This is a genomic window from Rothia mucilaginosa (assembly GCF_001061665.1).
Taxonomy (GTDB): Bacteria; Actinomycetota; Actinomycetes; order Actinomycetales; family Micrococcaceae; genus Rothia; species Rothia mucilaginosa_A.
In genome coordinates, this window is record NZ_JVSP01000006.1 from 14,189 (window position 1) to 37,541 (window position 23,353).

21 protein-coding genes are annotated in these 23,353 nt (G+C 63.4%); 4 read left to right on the top strand and 17 right to left on the bottom strand.

Annotation, left to right across the window (positions count from 1 at the left end):
• Positions 1–3: 3 nt before the first annotated feature.
• From ADJ95_RS03735 to infC, 6 genes are all read right to left on the bottom strand, one after another.
• Complete coding sequence (locus ADJ95_RS03735; protein ID WP_049332727.1) at positions 4–819, bottom strand: DUF421 domain-containing protein; 816 nt, start codon at positions 817–819, stop codon at positions 4–6.
• 18 nt (positions 820–837) lie between these two features.
• Positions 838–1,764 carry a cation diffusion facilitator family transporter gene (locus tag ADJ95_RS03740; protein WP_049332729.1) on the bottom strand — a complete coding sequence of 309 codons (927 nt, stop codon included), beginning with the start codon at positions 1,762–1,764 and terminating at the stop codon, positions 838–840.
• Positions 1,765–1,936: 172 nt separating this feature from the next.
• On the bottom strand, positions 1,937–2,851 hold the full coding sequence (locus tag ADJ95_RS03745) for a TrmH family RNA methyltransferase (RefSeq protein ID WP_239662782.1): 915 nt from the start codon (positions 2,849–2,851) through the stop codon (positions 1,937–1,939).
• A 205-nt stretch (positions 2,852–3,056) separates the two neighbouring features.
• Complete coding sequence (gene rplT, locus ADJ95_RS03750) at positions 3,057–3,437, bottom strand: 50S ribosomal protein L20 (RefSeq protein ID WP_005507127.1); 381 nt, start codon at positions 3,435–3,437, stop codon at positions 3,057–3,059.
• 114 nt (positions 3,438–3,551) lie between these two features.
• A complete protein-coding gene (gene rpmI, locus ADJ95_RS03755; RefSeq protein ID WP_004006287.1) occupies positions 3,552–3,746 on the bottom strand; it encodes a 50S ribosomal protein L35 in 195 nt (64 codons plus the stop codon).
• A 198-nt stretch (positions 3,747–3,944) separates the two neighbouring features.
• Positions 3,945–4,592 (bottom strand): translation initiation factor IF-3, encoded by a 648-nt coding sequence (infC, locus tag ADJ95_RS03760; RefSeq protein WP_044142246.1) that lies wholly within the window; start codon positions 4,590–4,592, stop codon positions 3,945–3,947.
• 346 nt (positions 4,593–4,938) lie between these two features.
• Here infC and ADJ95_RS03765 point away from each other — a divergent pair, with 346 nt between their 5' ends.
• Entirely contained in the window at positions 4,939–5,361 is a 423-nt protein-coding gene (locus ADJ95_RS03765) for a DUF1844 domain-containing protein (protein ID WP_049332734.1), read from the top strand.
• A gap of 131 nt (positions 5,362–5,492) precedes the next feature.
• On the opposite strand, the gene ADJ95_RS03770 is transcribed toward ADJ95_RS03765, so the two are convergent.
• The 3 genes from ADJ95_RS03770 to ADJ95_RS03780 form a co-directional block, all read right to left on the bottom strand.
• A complete protein-coding gene (locus ADJ95_RS03770; RefSeq protein ID WP_049332736.1) occupies positions 5,493–6,275 on the bottom strand; it encodes a HisA/HisF-related TIM barrel protein in 783 nt (260 codons plus the stop codon).
• A complete protein-coding gene (locus ADJ95_RS03775; RefSeq protein ID WP_049332737.1) occupies positions 6,275–7,015 on the bottom strand; it encodes an imidazole glycerol phosphate synthase in 741 nt (246 codons plus the stop codon). Before ADJ95_RS03775 ends, ADJ95_RS03770 begins: the two co-directional genes overlap by 1 nt.
• Before the next feature lie 91 nt (positions 7,016–7,106).
• Positions 7,107–7,742, bottom strand: coding sequence for a LysM peptidoglycan-binding domain-containing protein (locus tag ADJ95_RS03780; RefSeq protein ID WP_152691700.1), 636 nt, complete (start codon positions 7,740–7,742; stop codon positions 7,107–7,109).
• A gap of 657 nt (positions 7,743–8,399) precedes the next feature.
• Here ADJ95_RS03780 and lexA point away from each other — a divergent pair.
• The gene (lexA, locus tag ADJ95_RS03785; protein WP_049332741.1) at positions 8,400–9,062 is read left to right on the top strand and encodes a transcriptional repressor LexA; all 663 of its coding nucleotides are present in this window, start codon (positions 8,400–8,402) and stop codon (positions 9,060–9,062) included.
• 238 nt (positions 9,063–9,300) lie between these two features.
• Here the strand turns inward: lexA and ADJ95_RS03790 are convergent, their stop codons facing one another.
• Positions 9,301–11,355 carry an ATP-dependent DNA helicase gene (locus ADJ95_RS03790; RefSeq protein WP_049333112.1) on the bottom strand — a complete coding sequence of 685 codons (2,055 nt, stop codon included), beginning with the start codon at positions 11,353–11,355 and terminating at the stop codon, positions 9,301–9,303.
• Positions 11,356–11,379: 24 nt separating this feature from the next.
• Positions 11,380–13,059, bottom strand: coding sequence for a GTPase HflX (gene hflX, locus ADJ95_RS03795; protein ID WP_049332743.1), 1,680 nt, complete (start codon positions 13,057–13,059; stop codon positions 11,380–11,382).
• A gap of 234 nt (positions 13,060–13,293) precedes the next feature.
• Between hflX and ADJ95_RS03800 the strand changes: the two genes are divergently transcribed.
• Entirely contained in the window at positions 13,294–13,917 is a 624-nt protein-coding gene (locus tag ADJ95_RS03800) for a class I SAM-dependent methyltransferase (protein WP_049332745.1), read from the top strand.
• A gap of 187 nt (positions 13,918–14,104) precedes the next feature.
• Here ADJ95_RS03800 and dapF read toward each other — a convergent pair whose 3' ends face one another.
• From dapF to miaB, 3 genes are all read right to left on the bottom strand, one after another.
• Positions 14,105–15,040 carry a diaminopimelate epimerase gene (gene dapF / locus ADJ95_RS03805; RefSeq protein WP_049332746.1) on the bottom strand — a complete coding sequence of 312 codons (936 nt, stop codon included), beginning with the start codon at positions 15,038–15,040 and terminating at the stop codon, positions 14,105–14,107.
• A 97-nt stretch (positions 15,041–15,137) separates the two neighbouring features.
• The gene (miaA, locus tag ADJ95_RS03810; protein ID WP_049332748.1) at positions 15,138–16,058 is read right to left on the bottom strand and encodes a tRNA (adenosine(37)-N6)-dimethylallyltransferase MiaA; all 921 of its coding nucleotides are present in this window, start codon (positions 16,056–16,058) and stop codon (positions 15,138–15,140) included.
• A gap of 85 nt (positions 16,059–16,143) precedes the next feature.
• On the bottom strand, positions 16,144–17,658 hold the full coding sequence (miaB, locus tag ADJ95_RS03815) for a tRNA (N6-isopentenyl adenosine(37)-C2)-methylthiotransferase MiaB (protein WP_049332750.1): 1,515 nt from the start codon (positions 17,656–17,658) through the stop codon (positions 16,144–16,146).
• Positions 17,659–17,693: 35 nt separating this feature from the next.
• Here miaB and ADJ95_RS03820 point away from each other — a divergent pair, with 35 nt between their 5' ends.
• A complete protein-coding gene (locus ADJ95_RS03820) occupies positions 17,694–19,139 on the top strand; it encodes a hypothetical protein (protein WP_049332752.1) in 1,446 nt (481 codons plus the stop codon).
• A 162-nt stretch (positions 19,140–19,301) separates the two neighbouring features.
• Here the strand turns inward: ADJ95_RS03820 and ADJ95_RS03825 are convergent, their stop codons facing one another.
• From ADJ95_RS03825 to ADJ95_RS03835, 3 genes are all read right to left on the bottom strand, one after another.
• Positions 19,302–21,263 carry a regulatory protein RecX gene (locus ADJ95_RS03825; RefSeq protein WP_049332754.1) on the bottom strand — a complete coding sequence of 654 codons (1,962 nt, stop codon included), beginning with the start codon at positions 21,261–21,263 and terminating at the stop codon, positions 19,302–19,304.
• A 207-nt stretch (positions 21,264–21,470) separates the two neighbouring features.
• A complete protein-coding gene (gene recA, locus ADJ95_RS03830) occupies positions 21,471–22,577 on the bottom strand; it encodes a recombinase RecA (RefSeq protein ID WP_049332756.1) in 1,107 nt (368 codons plus the stop codon).
• Positions 22,578–22,987: 410 nt separating this feature from the next.
• On the bottom strand, positions 22,988–23,209 hold the full coding sequence (locus ADJ95_RS03835) for a DUF3046 domain-containing protein (RefSeq protein WP_049333114.1): 222 nt from the start codon (positions 23,207–23,209) through the stop codon (positions 22,988–22,990).
• Between the last annotated feature and the right edge of the window lie 144 nt (positions 23,210–23,353).

Below are 23,353 nucleotides of genomic sequence, written 5' to 3' on the forward strand. Positions count from 1 at the left end.
CTTCTACGCTTTAGATTCCTTCGTCGGATGCGCATCTTCAGCAGCGTGCTCCGCTACTTCCTGCTCTGCATCCTCGGTATCCTCATGCTCAGGAGCTTCCTCCACGCCTTCCTGCCACTCTTCTTCCTCATCATTCATATTCGAGGCCTCTGCTACCTCACGGCGAATATTAGTGCCGTCATTCAGCAGAATCAGAAGGCGGTTACCGTTCTTGAACTCCATGAGGAAGACATCCTCAAGTTCGACCTCAGCGGCACGCAACTGTAGGTACACCCAATCCTCGGTCTTGTGCGCATCCGCGATATCGCGAGTGACCAAGGTACCCTTCACAATCAGAGCAAAGTTCGGCACACCGTCACCCTTACGGATCACGCTCAGCGCACCGTTCGGTTCAATCTGAGCGAACTCAATGTCTTCCAGGTCGTAAATACCCTGCGCACGAAGGTCAGCAATCAGGCGCATCGGATCAAGAACCACATCTGCCTGCTGGAAGCTCTTAATATCGATATCACCATCCGTAATGACCGGCACGCGCTGCTCACGCACCGCCATATGCAGAAAACGAATCTTCGTGGTCGCCACATTCAGCAGCTGAATCATGCACAGCGTAAACACCATGTAGATGACAAAGTAGAACAGGCTAATCTGCTCGCTGTACAACACGCCACCGAACACACCACCGATGACAAAGTTACCGATGGTATCAATCGGGGTCTGGTGCCCCGCCTGAGAACGGTGAGTCAGACGCAGGTACACCAAAAGAATGATCAGGCCAACGAAAATCTTTAGCAAACGATAAACGATCATCTCAACGGTCATAACAAAAATCTCCTAGAACTAAGCCCGGAAAATATCCGGCTCCAAATAAATGATGCGTGCCGCAGGAACAGCCTCACGAATACGCACCTCAGCCGCATCAATCTCATCAGCCACAGCGCGGCCGGTGTCGGCATCGTGAATACGAATCTTCGCCGCCACCAGAATCTCCTCGGGACCCAGGTGCACGGTCTTAATGTGGATAATGCGCTCGCTATCGCCATCCTCAATCGCCGCGCGAATCTTCGCCAAATCCTCCGGTGAAGCAGACTCACCCAAAATCAGCGACTTCATCTCCACGGCCAGGAACGCCGCGATGAAAACCAACAGAATACCGATAGCCAGGGTGCCGAAAGCATCCCACAGACCGTTACCGGTCAGTAGGGTCATTCCCACACCAATCAGGGCCAGCAGCAGACCGACCAGTGCACCCGCATCCTCCAGCAGAAGAACCGGAAGCTCCGGGTTCTTCGAGGTGCGCAAGAAACGACTCCAGCTCTGCTTGCCCTTCAGCCCACGCGACTCCTTCACCGCCACGCGGAACGAGTTACCCTCCAGCAGAATCGCACCCACCAGAACAGCCACCGGAACCCACTGCCACTCGGTAATACCGTGCGGGTCGTGAAGCTTCTCGAAACCCTCATACAGGGCGAACAGACCGCCCAGTGCAAAGATGATAATCGAGACGATGAACGCGTAAATGTAACGGTTACGGCCGTAACCGAACGGGTGCTCCTCGTCGGCCTGCTTGCGGGAGGCGCGGCCACCCAAAAGAAGCAGAACCTGGTTACCGGAGTCAGCCACCGAGTGGATGCCCTCGGCCAACATCGAGGAGGAACGGGTCAGAGCAAAAGCCAAGAACTTCAGGACGGCGATACCGAGGTTCGCCCCCAGGGCGGCAATAATCGCCCCGGCTCCCGAGTGGCCGGAATGACTGGATTGAGACATATTTACCTTTCTGCAGGCCGCGCTAACCCGAAAAGCACGGAGCCATCGGGGGCGACACTATTCAAAAGTCTGTAAAAGGCCCGCGGCGGGCACGGCCAAACCTCGGCCCGATACAGCCACGACGAACACAGCTCGCCGGGAGAGCACACCACGGGATGATGGGCTTACGGTATTAGCCCAGAGCGTTCGAGCGCTGCGCCATCGCCGAGGCGTACAGGCAGACCGCCGCGGCGGTACCCACATTCAGGGACTCCGCCGAGCCGTACACCGGCACAGCCACTCGCATCGTAGCGGCAGCCTTCTCTTCAACGTTCAAGCCCTGCGCCTCATTACCGAAAAGCCACATCGTCGGCTTAGAAAGATCAAAATTACCCTTCACGCCGGACGGGGCGCTCGTCTCCACACCCGCGCGACGGGCCGCGGTGTACTCACTCAGCTCCTGCAGGTTCACCACGCCGTAGCCGTCAGCAGCCAACACAGCAGTACCCTGAGACTTCACATCCTCCGCGAAGTCCTCGAGTTCCACACCCTGAATAACCGGCACGTGGAACAGCGAACCCGCGGTGGAACGCACCGTCTTCGGGTTGTACAAATCCACCGAGCCCTTGGTGGTAATCACAAGATCGGCGCCGGCGGCATCAGCCACACGCAGGATCGTGCCCGCATTACCCGGATCCTGCACACGAGACAGCACAGCAATCAACTTCGGGTTCAACGCGCCCTCACCCCAGAGCAGCGAGAAGGAGGCGTCCACCATAAAGGAAACCGCAATAATACCCTGCGGCGACACCGAATCGGCCATAGCCGCCAGCACCTCTTCGGTCACCACTCGCATGAAAACGCGGCGGCCCTCCTCCGGGGTGGGGGTGCCGTACACCTGCTCCAGCAGCTCAGCAATATCCTCGTGGCGATCGAACGCGGCCTCCGTAACGTACACGGCGTCCAGGATGGGGCTCTTCAGGTGTGCTTTCAGGGCCTCACGCACGGCCTGCGGACCCTCCACCAGGAACTGGCCCTTCTTCGTGCGGGCCGAGCGAGTGCGAAGCTTCGCAATATCGCGCACGCGGTCAGCCTGCGGGTTGGACATCACAACGGGGGTACTAATACGTTCAAAAAAATTCACCCTTTAAGGGTACAGGCAAAGACGTACCCAAAGAACGCAGAACAGTCACAACCCCAGATACGCAGAAAGCGGCCGCCCACACTCAAAAGTGCAGACGGCCACTCACGACGCTTGAGCATCCCACCCCGAACCTAGATCTTCGAGGCAGAAGCACACAACCTCAGGCTAATTAAGCCTTGGGAGCCGAGGTGTCCTCGGGCAGGTTGTTCTTAGCAATCTCAACCAGTGCGTTGAAGGCAGCGGGCTCGTTCACGGCCAGCTCAGCCAGCATACGGCGGTCAACCTCAACACCAGCAGCCTTCAGGCCCTGGATGAAGCGGTTGTAGGTCAGGCCCTGTGCGCGGGAAGCAGCGTTGATACGCTGGATCCACAGGCGACGGAAGTCACCCTTCTTCTTACGACGGTGGTCGTAGCTGTAAACGAGCGAGTGGGTGACCTGCTCCTTAGCCTTACGGTACAGGCGAGAACGCTGACCGCGGTAGCCGGATGCACGATCGAGAATAGTACGGCGCTTCTTGTGCGCGTTAACCGCGCGCTTCACACGTGCCACGTGTGTCTCCTTCGTCTTATGTCCTGAACAGCTCACATATCACGCTGAACAGGAGCGAGTCTTTAATCAGTGCGCACCCCTATCGGTGCGCCAGGTGCAGAGCGTAAGCGGTGCTTACTTACCCAGCATCTTCTTGACAACCTTTGCCTGGCCGCCGGTAACGATCTGGTCAGAAGCCAGACGACGGGTCAGACGAGAGGACTTGTGCTCCAGGTAGTGGCGGCGGTTCGCCTGCTGGCGCTTAACCTTGCCGCTACCGGTGAGCTTGAAGCGCTTCTTAGCACCAGAGTGGGTCTTCTGCTTCGGCATAGCTGCCGTTCTCCTTACATTCATCCCCCGCCACAGTGGCGGGGTAGCTTAGTGGGGCTGCGTACGCGAACGCATCAGCCCCAAGGACCAAAGGTGAGGCACCCCTCGCGAGGTGCCTCGGAACCGGCACCGGGTGAACCCGCAACACCCACCCAACGGTGGAGGCGCGTGCCCATCCTAAAGTGACGACCCGGTTCCCTACTCGGCGGAAGCCTGTGCCTTCAACTCGGCAGGCATAGCGTCTGCCAGAGAATTAGTTACGGGCTTCGCCTTGGTCGTGTCAATACGCTCGCGACCCTTGCGACCGCCGGCGCCCTGCTCACGGCGAGCCTCTGCCTTACCGCGAAGCGGAGCCAGAACCATCACCATGTTGCGGCCATCCTGACGGGGGCGAGACTCAACGGTGCTCACCTCAGCCAGCTCAGCCGCCAGACGCTCCAGCAGACGCACACCCATCTCGGGGCGCTGCTGCTCACGACCACGGAACTGAATCATTGCCTTGACCTTGTCACCACCGGAAAGGAAACGACGAGCGTGTCCAACCTTGGTTTCGTAGTCGTGGGTATCAATCTTCAGGCGGAAACGGATCTCCTTCAGAACGGCATTAGCCTGCTTCTTGCGGGATTCACGAGCCTTGATTGCGGCTTCGTACTTGTACTTGCCGTAATCCATGAGCTTGCACACGGGCGGCTTCGCGTTCGGGGCAACCTCGACCAGGTCGAGTTCGGCGTCCTCAGCCAGGCGCAGAGCGTCCTTCAGAGGGACAACGCCTACCTGCTCGCCACCGGGACCGACGAGTCGGACCTCGGGAACGCGGATACGATCGTTAATGCGTGGTTCGCTAATGACTAGCTCCTGTGCTCTGTGGGTTTCCCCGTGAATACTATCCGTTGCGGGCGCTAAAAAAGCCCCCGCAGTTACACAAGCGGAGGCACAAACCAGCGTACGCCGAAATCGGCGGACGAACCCGTTCACCTCAAAACTCGCAAACAAACGCCTGCGGCGGTCAACCGGGTGGGAGGCATGCTCCACTTGCAAACTGCCTACAACCATACCGCAGAATCCCCGACAGACGCAAGGAAATAGACGCAAAACACCATAAAATTGCGGGGGCTCCCCCAGAAAGTCCACAGAAGCACCCACTCTTAAGGACGCATTTACCGAATTAAACGAAATGTGAGATTCTAGGGTTATGAGCACTGAAAACAATAACTTCCGCTTTACCGCGGGAGAAGAAACCCCCGTCCACGGCCACACCGAGCTCACCGAGGAGCAGGTCGAGGCCGTTAATGAGCAGCTGCGCGATATTGCAGACGTTCCCGCCATCGAAATCATTAGCTCCGCGGCCATCCACATGATGAGCGCCGCAGCCGTCAAGTGCGGCCTGGCCTCCGACGAGAACGCAGACGATCTCAAGGACCTCGATGAAGCACGCAAGCTCATCACCGCCCTGGCGGGCCTGGTCACCGCTGCCGCCCCCGAAATCGGTTCCCAGCACGCAGCACCCCTGCGCGATGGCCTGCGCACCCTGCAGTTGGCATTCCGTGAGGCTTCCCCCTTCCCGGACGAGCCCGGCAAGGGCCCCGGCGAGAAGCTGACCGGCCCGGTGTACTAAACCGTACCCGGTCTATTCGCAGCGAAGCCCCGTCTCCCTCACGTTGAGGAAGACGGGGCTTTGCCGTATGTATTCCGCATATGTTCTGCGCGGACTGGCGGGATCCGACAGCCTTATCAGAAAGGAGAGATTCAGCGGGAGCCAGCGACCTCGAGTGCCCGCTCAAAGCTAAAGTTCCCCACGTACAGCGCCTTGCCCAGCACCACGCCCTCCAAGCCGTAAGGTACCATGGCGCGCAGCTTCTCAAGGTCAGCCAGCGACGCCACGCCACCGGACGCCACCACCCGACAGACGGTCTGGGCCAGCACCTCATCGAGCAGTTCCGCGCCGGGACCAGCCAGCGAGCCGTCCTTACTCACATCGGTGACAATGTAGCGACGCACGCCCACGCTTTCCAGCCAGGCCAGCGCCTCCGCCACCTCGGGGCCCGACCAGTCGGTTCCCCGAGCCACCGTCACCCAACCCCGCTCGGGGTCGTAACGGGCGTCGAGCCCCAGGGCTAGAAGATCAGAATCCGCGTAACGAGCCAGGATACTTTCAAGCCAGGCAGAATCCGCCAGCGCCGCGCTGGTCACGTTCACGCGGTCCGGGTTGAGACTCAGGGCGCGCTCCAGGCTCTCAGCATTACGCACACCGCCACTGACCTGAATACGAACCGGGGCAGAGCTCCGGGCGCTCTCGGCACGGACGGCGGCGGCAACCTCCGCCAGAACATCCGTATTCGTACCGCGACCAAAGGCTAGGTCAAGATCAACCAGATGAATCCAGCGGGCGCCAGCCTTCACCCAGGTGAGCGCCGCCTTGACCGGATCGAGACGCTGCTCGCCACCGGACAGGGTGCCGCCCACAGGGCGTACCGCGTAGCCCTCGGAAATATCGACGGCCGGCAGAAGTTCGAGGATGGGTTTAGCCATTATGATTCCTCCCCACCGGTAGCGGATTCACCCGCGGCAGGCGACAGCCGGCCGGTCACCGCGAGGGACGCAACCCAGCGGCGCATAAACTCAGCACCCAGCTCACCGGATACGACCGGGCAGAACTGCACAGCGGTCAGCGGGCCGTTCTCCACGGCGGCAATATAGGGAGGTTCGGTTGCCGTCCAGCTCACCGCGGGAGGAGCGATATAGTCAATGCTCTGGTCAAAGACCCACTCAAAAACACCGTGCTCGGACTTGAAACGGGCCTCGCCCTCAATATCTTTGAGCAGTCGACTGCCGGTCGAGGGGGACACCGCGGAGGAGCCGGGCACCAGGCCCCGGGTGGAAAGCTCCACGCTCTCGCCGGGCCACTCCCCCATACCCTGAACCTGCACGCTGCCCAGCTGTGGGTGGTTCACCGCGACGGATTCAAAAAGGCAGCTCAGGGCGGCACCGGCCGCGAGCACCGGACGGCCACCGGCCACGCGGCGCCCAATCACGCGCTCAGCGTCCTTGGCTTTTAGCTCGTCGAACGCCTCAAGGGAACCGGCAGGACCGGCAACCACCATGCCGTCAGCCTCGCGGAGCTGATGCGGGTCAGCGGTGACGATGACCTCCGCACCCGAATCCCGAAGAAGCTTTACCATGGCGCCGTGAGTTCCGGAATCTCCCAGAACGGCGACCACGGGGAGCGGTGAGGAGACCGCGTCCTGATGGGACTGAGAGGGTGTTGACATCGCGTGCTCCTTGAGTAGTGCGGTAGGCGGTTCGTAGCCGATTCATAATCCGCTGACGAGTGAGCCGAAGCTCTCGCCTCGACAGCTTTGCCTAGTGGCGCGGCTTGGGAACCTCGAGGCGCTGACCGGCGTCGACAGCGGTGCTCGTCAGCGAGTTCATCTCCATAATACGCACCACGGTATCACGGACATCACCGCCGGGGTTCACCGACTGGGCGATGTCCCACAGTGTCTCGCCGTGCTTAACGGTCACAGTGGCTTGGGTGGCCGATGCGTTCTCAACACGGGGGCCGAAGGAAGGGCCGAGGAAGGTAATGGCGCCCAGCACCACGAGCGCGGCCAGGGTCAGCAGAGGCAGCCCCTTGAAATTGCGCAGGGGGTTGAAGCGTTCCAGGCGAGACGATAGGGAGCGAAGACCCGAGATAGCGGAGGGCACAAGGCCCGCACGGCGGGAAGACGACTCCCTGCCCTGCCCGGAGAGGTGCGCCGAAACGGAGCGTTCATTCACCGGAGCGGAGGGGGCTACAGACTGGGTAGCCGCCACGGCGGGAGAGACACTGCGGACGGGCGCCGGAGAGGCAGAAGACTGAGGAGCGGATGCGCGACGGGAGGAGCCTCGAGCGATGCGCGCGGACTGCCGTGCGTGCGCGGGGTGAAGTACCACCAAACCTTCCGGAAGGGTAGCAGACGCAGAGGCACGGTGAGGGGCCAAAGAAGCTGCGGTCATAATTGTGGTTCCTTTCTCTCAAGCTCACTCCCGCGGTAATCCGCCGGGGTGAACGGTGCCGGCTCTCTCGAGACTCGGCAGGTGAGTTGAGTGTGGTTGTTCGTTTTTCTGCCCGGGACCCGACACATCGGGTCAAGGAACGTTCGGGGTTTTGTCTTGCAGACGCGTTCCCCAGAACTCCCCTTCGGCTTAAGGAAGGTCATTCGGTTTCTCGTTCGAATACTCTCGAACATTCGACGACCCCCTTCCAGACCCGCAAGGCAGAACGAGTATTCGAATTGCATGGAGAATACCCCGTTTACACCCCGAAAGTCGGGAGGGTTTTCTACTGTATCCGAATCAGTGTTCTAAAGTCTAGCAGATACATACTAAAAATTCCTCCGGTTTCGAAGAAAAAATCTAGTATATTTGTTTGAATTTGTCGGTAGAGTGTTCTACACTTGTGTCAAGAGATGTTCCACACGCTCGTGATGATTTCCATCATGGCGGGGCGTGACTCGCGACGGATCTAGAATCTAATCCACCCCTGACGAGATAAGGGGTATGTTTCACCTAAGCCGTGCGATATACGTCACCGTATGACGAACACGTGGACAACCCATCCGTGCTCCGCCGAAGGTACAGCAACCTTCGGCGACACAGACCAAAGGAAGAGATATGGCAACAGCACCCCGCCCGGCGCTGACCGCGCGCCAGCAGAAGATTCTTGACGCGATCCGCACCGAGATTGAACAGAAGGGCTATCCGCCGTCCATGCGCCAGATTGGCGATATGGTGGGTCTTGCGTCTCTCTCTTCGGTCACCCATCAGCTTGGCCGACTCGAAAATATGGGCTACATTCGCCGCGATCCCAAGCTCCCGCGCGCCATCGAGGTGCTCGACGAAAACGGCGCCGGCATGCACACTCCCCTGCCTGAGCTTCCGAACTTTGAGGTTGGCGAGGACGACCTCGTACCCGTCCCCCTCGTCGGTCGCATTGCCGCGGGCGGCCCCATCACCGCCGAGCAGTCTGTGGAAGATGTACTCGCCCTGCCGCGCCAGCTGGTCGGCAACGGCAAGCTCTTTATGCTCAAGGTCAAGGGCGATTCCATGATTGACGCCGCTATCTGCGATGGCGACTGGGTCGTCGTGCGTGAACAGCACACCGCCGACAACGGCGACATCGTGGCCGCCCTGCTGGACGATGAGGCCACCGTGAAGGTCTTCCGCCAGGTTGATGGCCACACCTGGCTCATGCCGCGCAACGCAAGCTACGAACCGATTATGGGTGACCGCGCCACCGTCATGGGCAAGGTTGTCTCGGTATTGCGTAGCCTCTAATCCCCGCTCTTCGCGAGAGCATCATGGGGTGCTATGCCTCCCGGCGCCAACGCCCCAATCTGGTAGCTACGTCCTTTGAGACTTCAGCGCTTCCAAAGCCCATAACGAACAAAGCCCCCGGCACTCGCAAGTTTGCGAGTGCCGGGGGCTTTTCTCTGACTCTACGGGGAAATAGCCCTGCGGGGAAAACGCGCCGCCCGCTCAATACACAATGGCCGCTCAGCACACGGTAGACGGGCTACCTGTCGATGGATTCCGAGAGACGGGCCAGCGCACCCACCACGGCCTGCTTATTCTGGGTGGGCCACATCGGCGGCATGGCCCTCATCAGGTAGCCGCCGTAGCGCTTCGTTGCGAGTCGCGAATCCAGAACCGCCACGACCCCGCGGTCATTCACCGAACGAATCAGGCGACCCGCGCCCTGCGCCATGCGGATAGCCGCGTGATGCGCAGAGACGGCCATGAACCCGTTACCGCGGTGACGGTTCACCGACTCCGTGCGGGCCTGCGCAATCGGATCGTCCGGTCGCGGGAACGGGATGCGATCCATCACCACCAGACGGCAGGAGTCTCCGGGGACGTCAACGCCCTGCCACAGGCTCATCGTACCGAACAGGCACGAGTCAACATCCTCGCTAAACTCCTCCACCAGAGCCTTCAGCGAGGATTCACCCTGCAGAAGAATATTCAGATCGCTGTGCTCACGCATATACTCTGCGGCGCGCTCGGCTGCACGCTTCGAGGAGAACAGCCCCAGGGCACCTCCCTCGGACGCCTCGCACAGCTCGCGAAGTCGCTCCAGCTGGCCCTCGTGCACGCCAAATCCCGGGGGCTTCAGATCCCCGGCTACGTATATGATGCCCTGCTTACGGTAGTCGAAGGGCGAACCCACATCGATGCTCGTCCAGCGGGGAGCCCCCTCCCCCTGCAAACCCAGGGCGCCGGCGGCCACATCGAAGGAATCGCCCACCGTCAGGGTCGCGCTCGTTAGGATTACGGTGCGGTCGGCAAACAGACCGTCACGCAGCTGCAGGCCAACGCTCAGCGGGGCGATATTCAGGGTCGCCGGGTCGGTATCGGAGGCGGCCACGTAGCGGCCGTTCTCCCAGCCGCCCTGACGCGAAACCCACAGCACATCCTGCTCAGCCGAAGCCTCCAGGATGCGGTTGCTCACCTCGTGCACCTCCGAGACGCGGGAACGGGCCATCTGCAGGCCGGCGTCGGCCTCCTGGCCGTCCGGTTTCGTATCGGAGAGCGCGGCGCGGGCCGCATCGTTCACCGCGGACAGGGCCGTGAGCAGACGACCGTCGAGGCCGTTGAGCAGCCCTTCGGGCAGGCCCTCCAGTGCGGTTTCCAGGGTCCCGGCGGCCATCTCCAAGGCCCCGGAATCGGCCTTAGAGTGTTTCTTCACGCCTCGAGCGGCGCGGCGAACCATCGCAACGGTCAGCGATCCGGAAACCGCACCGGTCACTCGGTCCACCAGCTCGTGGGCCTCGTCGATGATGACGGTCTCGTGCTCAGGCAGAACCTTCATGCCCTCGAAAGCGTTAATGGCCAGCAGGGCGTGATTCGTGATGACGATATCTGCCTCGGCGGCACGACTACGCGCCATCTCGCTAAAGCACTCCTCCACCAGCGGGCAGCGGCGGCCCAGACATTCGGCCGCGCTCACCGAGACCTGAGCCCACGCGCGATCGGACACACCTGGCTTGAGCTCGTCGCGGTCGCCGGTCTCCGTGTGGTCAGCCCACTCGCGCAGGCGCACGACTTCCTCGCCCACGCGGGAGGTCGATGAAGGCATGTCGAAGAGGGCGTCCTGTTCCTCTTCGGGGTAGCCGCCCTCGAGCTTGTGCAGGCACAGGTAGTTGTTGCGGCCCTTGAGCAGGGCCACCTGCGCCTGCGACTCCGGGCGCGGCTCCAGTGCTTGCAGAAGACGCGGAATATCGCGGTTCACGATCTGCGCCTGCAGGGCCAGGGTCGCGGTAGCCACCACGATGGGCTGGTCGGACTCCCCCACGCGAGCGAGAGCCGGAACCAGGTAGCCCAGAGACTTACCGGTGCCGGTGCCGGCCTGCACGAGCAGATGTCGTTGCAGTTCGAGGGCCTGCGCCACGTGCGCCGCCATCGTGCGCTGACCGTCACGTTTCTGCCCGCCCGTGGCCTCCACAACCTCGTCGAGCAGGTTCAGGGCATCCCTCGCACCGGGCAGGGTCTCAAGCTCCTGCCCGGTGAATCGGGTGCCCTCGGGTGCAGTCCCGGAGGCGTTTTTGGGCACGCTGGCGCGTCCCGTCATCTTCTGCGTCACGTTAACCGGATCCTAGCGAGTCTCGGCGCTATCGGCCTCGGCGGTGAGGGCGCGGGCCTCGGCCAGCTCCTCTTCCAGAACCTCCAGCAGGTCGCCCTCCAGCACGTACTCGGCCAGGTCCGAGGCGACGTCCTCGCGGACCAGTGCCGTCACGAAGGTGCCGTCCGATACGAAGTCGGTGCTCTTAATCTCGGCGTCCCACTCGTGCAGGCGCGAAATAATCTCGCCGTGGTTGTAGGGAATCAGCAGCTTGACCTCAATCGAGGGGCGCGGAATCGTGTCCGCAATCTTCTGCTTAAGCTCCTCGATGCCCTCGCCGGTGCGTGCCGATACGATGACGTGCTCGGGCTCGCGCTGGCGCATCCGCTCCAGCACGAAGGGGTCGGCCGCGTCGGCCTTATTCAACACAATGATTTCGGGGATGTGGCGGGCGTCCACCTCGGCAAAGACCTCGCGGACGGCGCGAATCTGGCCCTCCGGGTCCGGGTGGGAGGCATCCACCACGTGCAGAATCACGTCGGCGTCGGCAACCTCCTCCAGGGTGGAGCGGAACGCCTCCACCAGCTGGGTCGGCAGCGAGCGCACGAAACCCACCGTGTCGGAGAGGGTGTAGCCGATGCCGTCGGGGGTCTGCGCCTTGCGCACGGTCGGGTCCAGGGTTGCGAACAGGGCATTCTCCACGAGCACGCCCGCGTCGGTCAAACGGTTTAGCAGGGAGGACTTACCGGCGTTCGTGTAACCGGCAATAGCCACCGAGGGCACGCGATTGCGGCGGCGGTTCAGGCGCTTCGTCTCGCGGGCCGGGGCCATCGCGGCAATTTCACGCTTGAGCTTGGCCATGCGGGCGCGCAGGCGGCGGCGATCCATCTCAATCTTGGTCTCACCGGGACCGCGCGAGCCGATGCCCTCACCGGAGGCGGCACGGCCACCGGCCTGACGGGACAGGGAGGCGCCCCAACCGCGCAGACGCGGCAGCATGTACTCCAGCTGGGCCAGCTCGACCTGAGCCTTACCCTCGCGGGACTTAGCGTGCTGTGCAAAGATGTCGAGAATCAGGGCGGTGCGGTCGATGACCTTCACCTTGACGATATCCTCGAGGGCGCGGCGCTGGGAGGGGGCCAGCTCGGAGTCGACAATCACTGTGTCGGCGCCGGTGGCCTCCACGATGTCCTTGAGCTCCAGGGCCTTGCCGGAGCCGAGGAAGGTGCCCGGGTCCGGCTTGAGGCGGCGCTGAACCAGGCCGTCCAGCACCTCGGAGCCGGCGGTCTCGGCCAGCGCGGCCAGCTCACGCAGGGAGTTTTCGGCGTCCTCGACGGTGCCTTCGGTCCACAGGCCGGCCAGCACCACGCGTTCCAGGCGCAGCTGGCGGTACTCGACCTCGGTGACGTCCTCCAGCTCGGTGGAAAGGTTAGCTACTCGGCGCAGGGCGCGGCGCTCGGCGAGGTCTTCCTGATCTCCATCGAACTCGGAGTGCTCACGCTGAACATCGGAAATTTCACGCGCGCGGGTGTCGAGCACGCGGTGGCTACCGCGCGTCGGCGCGCTCTCGTGATGCGCGGTGCCCGCGGCATCGTAGGTGGTCAGTGAGGAGGCGGACTGGGAGCGGCCCAGAACGCGGTCCACGGTGCGGCGCAGCTGCTCGTCGCTCGGCAGCTTCTCGGCCTCAGATACGGAATTATTCTTAGAAGTCATACGCCTTCCATTCTACCGCCGTTGCCCCGCTCGGGTAGGGGGTTTGGTCACCTGTGCGCTCAGGGCGTGCAGGCGGGCACAGCACCGTTCGGGCCAGGAGCGTCAGGCGGGATCAGGACGCCGTTCTGCCCCCGGGAACCGGGCCGGTGCGGGCCAGGAGCGTCAGGCGGGATCGGGACGCCGTTCTGCCCCCGGGAACCGGGCCGGTGCGGGCCTCCCGGTACACTGGATAGCATGAGCGAGCAGCATTACTTTTCTGAGACCCCCGAGACGGAGTTCAAGCCCCGCCCCGTGCAGGTGGAGCTGGCAGGCCGCAAGGTCACCGTCACCACCGCCAACGGCATTTTCAGCCCCTCCGGCATCGATAAGGGCACGGCCATCCTACTTCAGGAGGCCCCCGAACCCCGCGGCGAGCGCCTCCTCGATATCGGTTGCGGTTGGGGCCCCATCACCCTGACCCTGGCGATGCTCGCCCCGCAGGCTCAGGTACACGCGGTGGACGTCAACTCCCGCTCTATCAGCCTGACCGAGCGCAACGCCGCCGCGCTCGGGCTGCCGAACGTCACCGTGGGAACCCCCGACTCGGTGGATCCCGAACTGCGCTTTGACACCATCTGGTCGAACCCGCCGATTCGCGTGGGCAAGGAGGTTCTGCACGAAATTCTGCTGACCTGGCTGCCGCGCCTGGCCCCCGAGGGGGACGCGTACCTGGTGGTGCAGAAGAACCTCGGCTCCGACTCGCTGCAGAAGTGGCTGGATGCGAAGCTGGAGGAGCTGTACCCCGGCGAGTTTGAGGTGTCGCGCTACGCAACGGCGAAGGGCTTCCGTATTCTGCTGGTGCACCGCCACGGGGCCTAAACCGCCCGGCGAAAACCACCCGGCTAAAACCGCTCGGCTAAAACCGCCCGACGGAGGTCGCCAACCGTTTAAGACATAGCGGCGGCGGGTGTTTTCTGAAGGATCTCAGAAAACACCCGCCGCTTTTCTATATTAAGTCTCTGCACTCTCAGGCCGTGTTCCGGGCGCAGTACCTTAGCGCATTACCCTAGCGCAGCACCACGGTCGAAACCATCTGCGCCGGGCCGGCCAGCACCACGTGCTCAAGGTCGTCCGGGCCGAGCACGAAGGTGACGGCCAGGGTACCGCCGGGCACGTGCACGAGCCACTCGTCCGGCGCCTCCTCGCCGCCCCAGAATCGGGTGGCTGCGGCGGCCGCGCAGGCGCCGGTACCGCAGGAGAGGGTCTCGCCCACGCCGCGTTCGTGCACGCGCATCCGGATAGCGCCCACGTGGGTGCTACCGTCATTTTCCAGGTCGACCGGCACCACGAATTCGACGTTCGTGCCATCTGCGGGTGCGGGGTTAACCTGCGGCTGGCTGTACAGGTCCAGGCCGTCCAGCTTGCCCTCGGAGCCGAGCATGACCACAGTGTGCGGGTTGCCCATCGAGATGGACAGGCCGGCGCGCGGGGTCTTCAGGCCGCGGGCGGACACCAGGCAGTCCTCGCCTCCCTCGCGGGCGGCGTCACCATGAATGAAGCTCCAGGGGCCCATGTCGACGGCGTAGCCTTCCTCGGTGCGGGCGACGGTCTTCACGCCGGCGCGGGTGGCAATCTGCACGGTCTGGCCGACCTCAAGCTCGATTAAGCCCTCGGTGCGCAGGTAGTCCACGAAGGCGCGCACGCCGTTGCCACACATCTCGGCGATGGAGCCGTCACCGTTGCGGTAGTCCATGAACCACACGGCGTCGGGGTATTCCTCTAGGAGCTTCTGGCCGCCGCGGGAAGAGGTGCTTCGGGCAGCGCGAATGAAGCCGTCCGCGCCGATGCCGAAGTGGCGGTCGCAGGCGCGGGCAATCAGGTCGGGGGTGAGGGCAATCTCTGCGTTCTCGTCCGTCAGAAAGATGAAATCGTTGCCGGTGCCGTGACCCTTGGTGAGGGTCAGTCCTGCCAGCTCGCCCCAGGTGGAGGGGTTCTCGCTCATATGCTGTCCTTAAACGTTGGGGGCCTGTCCGTCTATGATTTTACCGCGCCGACCGGTTCGAGGGGGTATCTGTTCGGCGGCGGCTCGTTATTGTGGCTTATCGGGTGCTTTCGCGGATGATGGCTTCCGCTTCATCGACCAGTGTGGGTGAGAGCGCATCCAACCAGTGCACACGCTCATCTCCCCTGAACCAGGTCAGCTGGCGGCGCGCGAACTGGCGGGTCGCAATGGTCGTGTCCTCAATCGCCTGCTCCACGCCGTAGTCTTCGTCCTCAAGGGCGCGAGCAAACTGCGCGTAACCAATCGCGCGGGAGGCAGTCTTACCCTCCTGCAGTCCCTTCTCGTTCAGGGCACGCACCTCGTCCAGCAGGCCGCGCTCGTGCATGAGCTCCACACGGCGGTGCAGACGCTCATGCAGCAGGGCACGATCCATATCCAGACCAATCTGAATACTCTTGGTCACGTACTCGCGCACCGGCATGAACGCAGAAAACGGGCGGCCCGTCACCTCGAACACCTCCAGGGCGCGAATAATGCGGCGCTCGTCCTTCACGCGCGCAGCCGACTCAGGATCAACCTCCGCCAGGCGGGCGTGCAGAACACCAATACCCTCGGTGCGCGCCTGCTCCTCGAGGCGCTCGCGCACCCGCGCATCCGTGCCGGGAAACTCCAGCTTATCCAGGGCGGCGCGCACATACAGGCCCGAACCGCCCACCAGAATCGGGTAGCGTCCACGGCCGCGAATCTGCTCAATCAGCTCGCGGCTACGCTCCTGAAACTCCGCCACGGACGCCTCATCCCGCACGTCCATGATGTCCAGCAGGTGGTGCGGAACGCCGCGCATCTCCTCCGCGGTGACCTTCGCGGTACCAATATCCATACCCCGGTAGAACTGCATAGAATCAGCGTTAATGCACTCGCCATTCAGGCGCAGAGCCAACTCAATCGCGAGCGCACTCTTACCGGTGCCGGTCGGGCCCACAATAGCGATAACGGGCAGAGTTTCGGAGATAGTCATGCGCCCCATTCTACCGGTTCCCACTGCCCCACTCACGGTGAGGATGAGGACCCGAAGAACGGGGCGCACGACTCGCTATGAAAGATTAGGGGCGCAGGCCGATGGTCGGCATGCCCAGGCCCACCGGCGCACCGGGAACCTGGGTGGTGCCGGTACCGCAGGAATCCGCCTGGGAGCGGTCCCACGCGTCGCCGGCGCGGGTGCGGCGCAGGCTGTACTGCTCGGCGGTCGGATCGGAAATCAGGTGGAAGGAGCCGGCCTCGGTAATCGGCACGGTCACCATGTCGCCGGGGCGGGGAGCCTCGCATCCCTCGGGCACCGAGAAGTGCACGAGGCGCTGGTCCGGGCCGCGACCCGAGAGGCGGTGGGTCTGCTCGGCCTTACGACCGGCCTCCGCCACGACCATCAGCTCAACGGTCTTGCCGAGCTGCTTGCGGTTTTCCTCGCCGGCGATGCGGTCCTGCAGGGCAATCAGGCGCTCGTAGCGTTCCTGCACGACCTCCTTGGGGATCTGGTTCTCCATGGTCGCCGCCGGGGTGCCGGGGCGAATCGAGTACTGGAAGGTGAACGCGGAGGAGAAACGAGCCTGCTCCACAACCTTCAGGGTCTCCTGGAAGTCCTCCTCGGTCTCGCCGGGGAAGCCCACGATGATGTCGGTGGTAATCACGGCGTTCGGGATGCGCTCGCGCACCTTCTCCAGAATGTTCAGGAACTTCTTGGAGCGGTAGGAACGGCGCATATCCTTAAGCACCTTGTCGGAGCCGGACTGCAGCGGCATGTGCAGCACGGGCATGACGTTCGGGGTTTCGGCCATCGCGTCGATCACGTCGTCGGTAAACATGGCCGGGTGCGGGGAGGTGAAGCGCACGCGCTCCAGGCCCTCAATTTCACCGCAGGCGCGCAGTAGCTTGGAGAACGCCTGACGGTCGCCGAACTCCACGCCGTAGGAGTTCACGTTCTGGCCCAGCAGGGTCACCTCGATAGCGCCGTCGTCGACCAGCGCCTGAACCTCGGCGAGCACGTCGCCGGGGCGGCGGTCCTTCTCCTTACCGCGCAGCGAGGGCACGATGCAGAAGGTGCAGGTGTTGTTGCAGCCCACGGAGATAGACACCCAGCCCGAGTACACGTGATCGCGCTTGGTCGGCAGGGTCGAGGGGAACACCTCGAGGGATTCGAGCAGCTCGGCCTGCGCCTCGTGGTTGTGGCGGGCACGCTCCAGCAGGGCCGGCAGGGAGCCGATGTTATGGGTACCGAAAACGACGTCCACCCAGGGCGCCTTCTCGATGATGGCGTCCTGATCCTTCTGCGCCAGGCAGCCGCCCACGGCAATCTGCATACCCTCATGGCGGCGCTTGACGGGGGCCAGCTGACCGAGGTTACCGTAGAGGCGGTTGGCGGCGTTTTCGCGCACCGCGCAGGTATTGAAAACAACCAGGTCGGGTTCGACGCCCTCCTCAGCGCGAACGTAGCCGTTAGCTTCGAGCAGACCCGACATTCGTTCGGAGTCGTGCACGTTCATCTGGCAGCCGAAAGTGCGCACTTCGTAGGTGCGGGGGCTGGTTTCAGTGGTCTGGGCGGAATCGCTGAGGGTCGAAGTCATGCCCTATAGGGTATCCGATGGGGGATAATGGCTCTATGCAGGTTTCCCTTAGTAGTAACTTTTCGCGTTTTTCACCGAACGATTCTTCTGGCTCTTCCGATGCCCCCGCGCGGCAGGCGGAGGCTCCCGAGGTGCTAAACCCGGAGGAGGTCGCCCCCGAGGCCGGGCGCTCCCCTAGCGCCGAGGCCGGCTCTACCGACGATGCTCTCATCGAGGAGGCCATCGCCCTCTACACCCCCGTGCCGCCCCAGGCGAGCGCAGACTCCGCCGCGATGCGCCGCAACCTCTCGCGCATGTTGGCCTGGGCGAAGGGCCTGGAGCAATCCGGCGGCCGCGACCTTGCGAGCGTACGGATTCTGGGCACCGGCATGCGCTCGGTCGTGGTGCGTGTGAACTTTGAGGCAGCCGACCCCGCGGAGGCCGCCGAGGCCCTGCCGTCCTCCCTGATTCTTAAGCGCTACCGCCGCAAGGATTCCACGCAGAACGCCGGCGGCTTCGGGTACCTGCGCGAACGCTACGGCCTACCGGCCCTCAACGAGCAGGTGCCCGGGCTCTTCCCGCGGTTCTACGGTGCCGATGCCGAGCTGCGGGTCATCGCGCTCGAGGATGTAAGCGCTGGAACCGCCGAGGGTGAGCAGTACTCGGTCGCCCACGCCCTGACGGAGGGCACCAAAGAGCAGGCCCTGAACGCGTTGGACTACTACGTGGGGGCCTACCGTTCGCTGGCGCGCGCCGGCATCATGGGCGAGGCCGTGGAAAGCTACCGCGCGAACCTGGCCCGCGCCGACCGCAAGGCGCAATTCCCCGGGGCCATCGCATCCCCGGCGCTGGCCGAGCGTGGCCTCAAGCGAATTTACGGCGTGGATGAGCAGGAACACCTCGAGGACCGCGAGGGTTTTGAGCTTCCCGAGGACCTCGAATCGCGCAGTACTCTGCCGCCCGCCGTGGAGGAGCTCTCCTTCCGCTTCCGCCGCGTGGTACAGCCCTTCTTCACCAAGCGTCCGCCCGTTCCCGAGCAGTTCAAGCTCAACCGCGGGCGCGTCTACATGCTGTCCTCGGGCGATTTTTCGCCGCAGAACGTGCTCATCGGCCCGGCCGAGGAGGCACCGGTGCGCATCGTGGACGCTGAGGGCACCTGCCTGCATCACCGCGGCTTCCCCTTCGTTGAGGCCATGCTGGGATTCCCCTCGTCACCGGAATACCCGCGCTACCGGGTGGACCGTCAGCGGGCCCTGCCGGCGCTGTACTCCGCGCTCTTCGATGATGCTCCGCTCGAGGCGCACCTGGCCGAGGATCTTGCGGTGTGCACCGCGGTCACGGTGTGCGTGCTCGTGGAGCTCTACTCCGCTTCCCCGCGTGCGGCCTTGCTCCCGATGATTCGCCGCGAGGGCGCGCAGCTGATGCGCCTGCTCCTGCAGATTTCGGGTTCGCAGGATGCAACCCTGGCCGAATGTGCCGAGCGTCTGGACTCACCCGAGTAGGGAACGGCCATAGGCCTTCGGCAGGGGGCTTTATAGGGTTTTAAAAGGGTGAGCCCGCCGCAGAGTATTTCGGTGGCGGGCTCACCCTTTTGCTCGTCATAGTGCCGAGCGTAGCTGCGCAGTCCTCCTGCCGTCCTCCTGCCGACTTCCTACCGCAGGCCCTTACCAGAGGTCGTCCTCCGCGCCGTAGGCGGCAAGCTCCTCGCGGATTACCGACATCGATACCGAGGAGGAGTAGCCGCGGCGCGCAAGCATCCCCAGCAGGCGACGGGTGACCCTATCCTTCTCGGCGCGGTCGCTCAGATCCATGCCGGGGCGTAGCTTCTTGCGCACCAGCTCGGCGGCGTCCTCACGTTCCTGCTCGTCGGTACGCTGAGCCAGTGCGTTCTCCGCCTCTTCACCGCGCACCCCGCGTTCAGCGAGCTCGCGGCGTAGCGCGGCGCGGGAGAGCTTCTTGGTGCGGCTCTTCTGCCGCACGAAGGTCTCGGCGTATTCGGCGTCGTCGATGAGCTTGGCCGCCTCGAACTTATCGAGCAGCGGCTCGATGAGCTCGGCTTCGAAGCCTTCTGACTGGAGCTTCTTGCGCAGCTGCCCCCTGGTCTTTGCTGAGTAGGCCAGCTGGTTGTACACGATGGTCTTGGCGCGGGTGTAGGGGTCGGCTTCCTCGGCGGCGCGGTCGGCGCGCACCTTCTGCTTCCAGGAGGGGCCCTGCCCGCCCATCCCGGCGGAGCCGTTCCCGCCTTTTCTCGGCGCGCGAACCCCGGAGGCTTGAGAGGCTCGGGGCGCGGCCGGGCGCTTGCCGCTGCCGATACCCTGAGCCTCCTCCTCGGCGATACCCCGAATAAAGGCTTCCTCGGCCGCGGTGAGCTTCTCGTTCAAGCTGCTTCCCTCCCTGAATAGGTTGCTCCCCGAGCCGCGACCCGCGGGGCTCTTACGGGTTTCCTCTTCCTCGCTCCGGGCCCCGAATGCGGGCGCGTAGGGCGAGCGCTTCTGCATCTTCTCCCGCTGCGCCGCACTCATGCGGCGGAATCCGCGTTTGTACTCGCTCGGCTTCTGCCGGTTCGAGCGCTTCTTCTGCTGTTTCTCCCGCTGCTGTGCCTGGCGCTCAATCTCTTCTTTTTCCTCCGCGGTGAGCCCCGACCCGATGGATGCGGCCCCGGCCCGGCTCATGCGGCCGGCCGCCATGGGGCGGGGCTCCGCGCCTCCAGGCATGAAGGCCCGCACGGGGGCCTCGTCGATGGAGACGGCCGGCAGGTTCGGATCCACCCGCAGGCTACGGCGCGGCGAGCCCTCCGAAGATTCCTCGGAGCCTTGCCCTGCTCCCCCGCCCGGTGCGGGTTCGAGGGGTGCCGCGGGCACCGGAAAGTAGCCTGGGTAGTCGTCCCCGAGATCGCGGGCGATGGGCTCCTCGCGGAAGCCGTGGGCCGCCGGATGCCAATCGGGGAACTCTTCGGTTGCCTCTGGGACCGGCATCTTCCAGGAGGTCTTTTCCCCGGAAACCTTGCGCGGGGCTGCGTTTTTCCGGGTTACGTTTTCCTGCGCAGGTTTTGCCTGCGCCAGTTTTTTGGGCTCGGATCCTACCGCCCGCGATGCTTGGGGCGCGGAGGTCTTCGGAGATGCTTCCTGTGGTGTTTTCGCGGGCCTGTTCGCCCCGGGCTTCTGCTCTACCGGCTTTTGTTCCCCGGATTTTTGTGCCCCGGATTTTTGCGCCCCGAACTTTTGCGATACGGGCGCTTCCGGTGCCTCCGGTGCCTGACGCGGCACGGCGGGTGCGTCAGGCTCCGCGGATGCGTACTGCGGAGCCCCCCAGTCGAGGACGGGCTCGGCCAGGGGCGCGGGCGCTTCGAAGGCCAGTGCCTCGAAGGCTCCCAGCTCGGCCGGGGCGGTGGGTGCTTCAAAGGTGAGGGGTTCAAAGCCTCCGTGAGCCGCGATACCGCCGTCCGCCGATTCGAAACCTGAAAAGCCGTCGGTGCCCGACACCGCGCCGCCGAAGTTCTGCGCCGGAGAGGACCCGAAGAAAGGTTCGGTTGCGTCCAGGGCGGCGAAACCGGCGTCGTCCTCGCGCATACCGTCACGCTCGCCGCCGCGCGCGTTCTCGTCTTGGCCGAATACGCTTCGTTCCATCTGCCTGTCCCCTCCTCTCTTTCTAATCCGCCGAAGCCCGTGTGCCTCCGGTTGGAGGCGCTCCCCCATTGTATCGAGCCGCACCTCCGCCGGTTCCGGCTTAAACGGCAATCGCCGCGCACCGTGCGAAAAGCACAGCGCACGGCGATTACCACGCGTTGTCGAGCGGGCCGCGCATCCTATCGGGAACGGCCCACGGGCGAGGGCTTAGAACTCCTCGGCCAGCTCGTCCAGCGGATCGTTCTCGGTGCCCTCGGCCTCTGCGGCCTCCTCGGCGGGCTCCTCCTCGATGATGCCCAGCTTCACCAGAACCTTGTACTGCAGTTCCTCGGTGAGCTCGGGGTTGTCCTTGAGTAGCTTACGAACGTTTTCGCGGCCCTGGCCCAGCTGCTCACCGTCATAGGTGAACCATGCGCCGGACTTCTTGACGATATCGTTCTCCACGGCCAGGTCGAGAATACCACCCTCAACGGAGATGCCCTCGCCGTAGAGGATGTCGAACTCTGCCTGCTTGAAGGGCGGAGCCATCTTATTCTTCACAACCTTGGCGCGGGTGCGGTTACCAATCGGGTTCGCGCCGTCCTTCAGGGTCTCAATACGGCGAATGTCGATGCGCACCGAAGCGTAGAACTTCAGGGCCTTACCACCGGTGGTGGTCTCGGGCGAGCCGAAGAACACGCCAATCTTCTCGCGCAGCTGGTTGATGAAGATCGCGGTGGTGCCGGTTGCAGAGAGGCGACCGGTAATCTTACGCAGAGCCTGGCTCATCAGGCGGGCCTGCAGACCAACGTGGGAGTCGCCCATGTCGCCCTCGATTTCGGCGCGGGGCACCAGCGCGGCCACGGAGTCGACCACCACGATATCCACGGCGCCGGAGCCGACCAGCATATCCATGATTTCCAGGGCCTGCTCGCCGGTGTCGGGCTGAGAGACCAGCAGCTGGTCGATGTCCACGCCCAGCTTAGCGGCGTAAATCGGGTCGAGGGCGTGCTCGGCGTCGATGAACGCGGCCACGCCGCCGGCCTTCTGCACATTAGCGACGGCGTGCAGGGCCACGGTGGTCTTACCCGAAGACTCGGGACCGTAAATCTCAATCACGCGACCGCGGGGCAGACCGCCGATGCCGAGAGCGGCATCCAGGGCGATGGCACCGGTAGAGATAACCTCGGTGGTGGTGGTTTCCTTATCACCCAGGCGCATCACGGCGCCCTTACCGTAGTTCTTATCAATCTGTGCCATGACGGCTTCAAGTGCCTTGGCGCGACCCTCTTCGGGAACGCGAGCTACGCTCTGAGACTTGGTGCTCTTAGCCACGTTAGTACCTCGTTCTTTGTGGTGTCAGTGATGACGTCAATAATGTTTCTAGGAATCGGCGGGGCTCGTCGCCCCAGCTTTTCGCCTGCCGGTTCCTTCTGAGACTACTCTAGGGTCACGGCCTGACAGGATAAGGCCATTTTCACGATGTGTGGAAAAATCCCGCGGATTTTTCGAAAAATTCTCGATGTGGAAAAGTCTAGCACGAATCGAACAAAATTACGAGGCATTTTCGAATACCTCGCATAAGATTTCGGCAAATATTTTCGAATATTCGAAACCCGCCCGAGGATGCCTCAATCGGTTCGCGCACACCTTTCGGGGCCTGGGGCGCACCGTAACCCGGCCGCCACGCTCCCCCGTAGCGCATCCCCGCGGCATTTAGACACGCCGCCCAGGCACGCGCCGAGCTAACGCAACGGTTCCTTATCCGGGCCCCAGCGGCGCTCCTGCGGGATCTCCTGTTCCTCGCAGATGGCAAACCAGACCGTCTTCGGATTGACACCGGCATCCAGCGCCTCCGCCGCCGTCCGGTGATTCAGGGATCCCAGCACCAGATCCCGGGCCAGCACCGGGGCGTACCCGGCGCCAAATTCGTGCTCCATGAGCGCCCAAAACTCACTCAGCTTCATCGCAATCTCCTTCACCGCACCCGGCGGCAGCGTGCCCATTGGCGGAGCACCCACCCCGAGTTCTTCATTCTCACAATTCTGTCTCGCCATTGCTCGACAAAGAACCGATGCCGCACACCCGTTCGGGGTGTACGGCATCGGCCC

Coding starts and splice junctions, on each gene's coding strand:
- ADJ95_RS03735 (WP_049332727.1), bottom strand. CDS start 819: ATGACCGTTGAGATGATCGTTTATCGTTTGCTAAAGATTTTCGTTGGC.
- ADJ95_RS03740 (WP_049332729.1), bottom strand. CDS start 1,764: ATGTCTCAATCCAGTCATTCCGGCCACTCGGGAGCCGGGGCGATTATT.
- ADJ95_RS03745 (WP_239662782.1), bottom strand. CDS start 2,851: ATGTCCAACCCGCAGGCTGACCGCGTGCGCGATATTGCGAAGCTTCGC.
- rpmI (WP_004006287.1), bottom strand. CDS start 3,746: ATGCCGAAGCAGAAGACCCACTCTGGTGCTAAGAAGCGCTTCAAGCTC.
- ADJ95_RS03765 (WP_049332734.1), top strand. CDS start 4,939: ATGAGCACTGAAAACAATAACTTCCGCTTTACCGCGGGAGAAGAAACC.
- ADJ95_RS03770 (WP_049332736.1), bottom strand. CDS start 6,275: ATGGCTAAACCCATCCTCGAACTTCTGCCGGCCGTCGATATTTCCGAG.
- ADJ95_RS03775 (WP_049332737.1), bottom strand. CDS start 7,015: ATGTCAACACCCTCTCAGTCCCATCAGGACGCGGTCTCCTCACCGCTC.
- ADJ95_RS03780 (WP_152691700.1), bottom strand. CDS start 7,742: ATGACCGCAGCTTCTTTGGCCCCTCACCGTGCCTCTGCGTCTGCTACC.
- lexA (WP_049332741.1), top strand. CDS start 8,400: ATGGCAACAGCACCCCGCCCGGCGCTGACCGCGCGCCAGCAGAAGATT.
- ADJ95_RS03790 (WP_049333112.1), bottom strand. CDS start 11,355: ATGACGGGACGCGCCAGCGTGCCCAAAAACGCCTCCGGGACTGCACCC.
- hflX (WP_049332743.1), bottom strand. CDS start 13,059: ATGACTTCTAAGAATAATTCCGTATCTGAGGCCGAGAAGCTGCCGAGC.
- ADJ95_RS03800 (WP_049332745.1), top strand. CDS start 13,294: ATGAGCGAGCAGCATTACTTTTCTGAGACCCCCGAGACGGAGTTCAAG.
- dapF (WP_049332746.1), bottom strand. CDS start 15,040: ATGAGCGAGAACCCCTCCACCTGGGGCGAGCTGGCAGGACTGACCCTC.
- miaA (WP_049332748.1), bottom strand. CDS start 16,058: ATGACTATCTCCGAAACTCTGCCCGTTATCGCTATTGTGGGCCCGACC.
- miaB (WP_049332750.1), bottom strand. CDS start 17,658: ATGACTTCGACCCTCAGCGATTCCGCCCAGACCACTGAAACCAGCCCC.
- ADJ95_RS03820 (WP_049332752.1), top strand. CDS start 17,694: ATGCAGGTTTCCCTTAGTAGTAACTTTTCGCGTTTTTCACCGAACGAT.
- ADJ95_RS03825 (WP_049332754.1), bottom strand. CDS start 21,263: ATGGAACGAAGCGTATTCGGCCAAGACGAGAACGCGCGCGGCGGCGAG.
- ADJ95_RS03835 (WP_049333114.1), bottom strand. CDS start 23,209: ATGAAGCTGAGTGAGTTTTGGGCGCTCATGGAGCACGAATTTGGCGCC.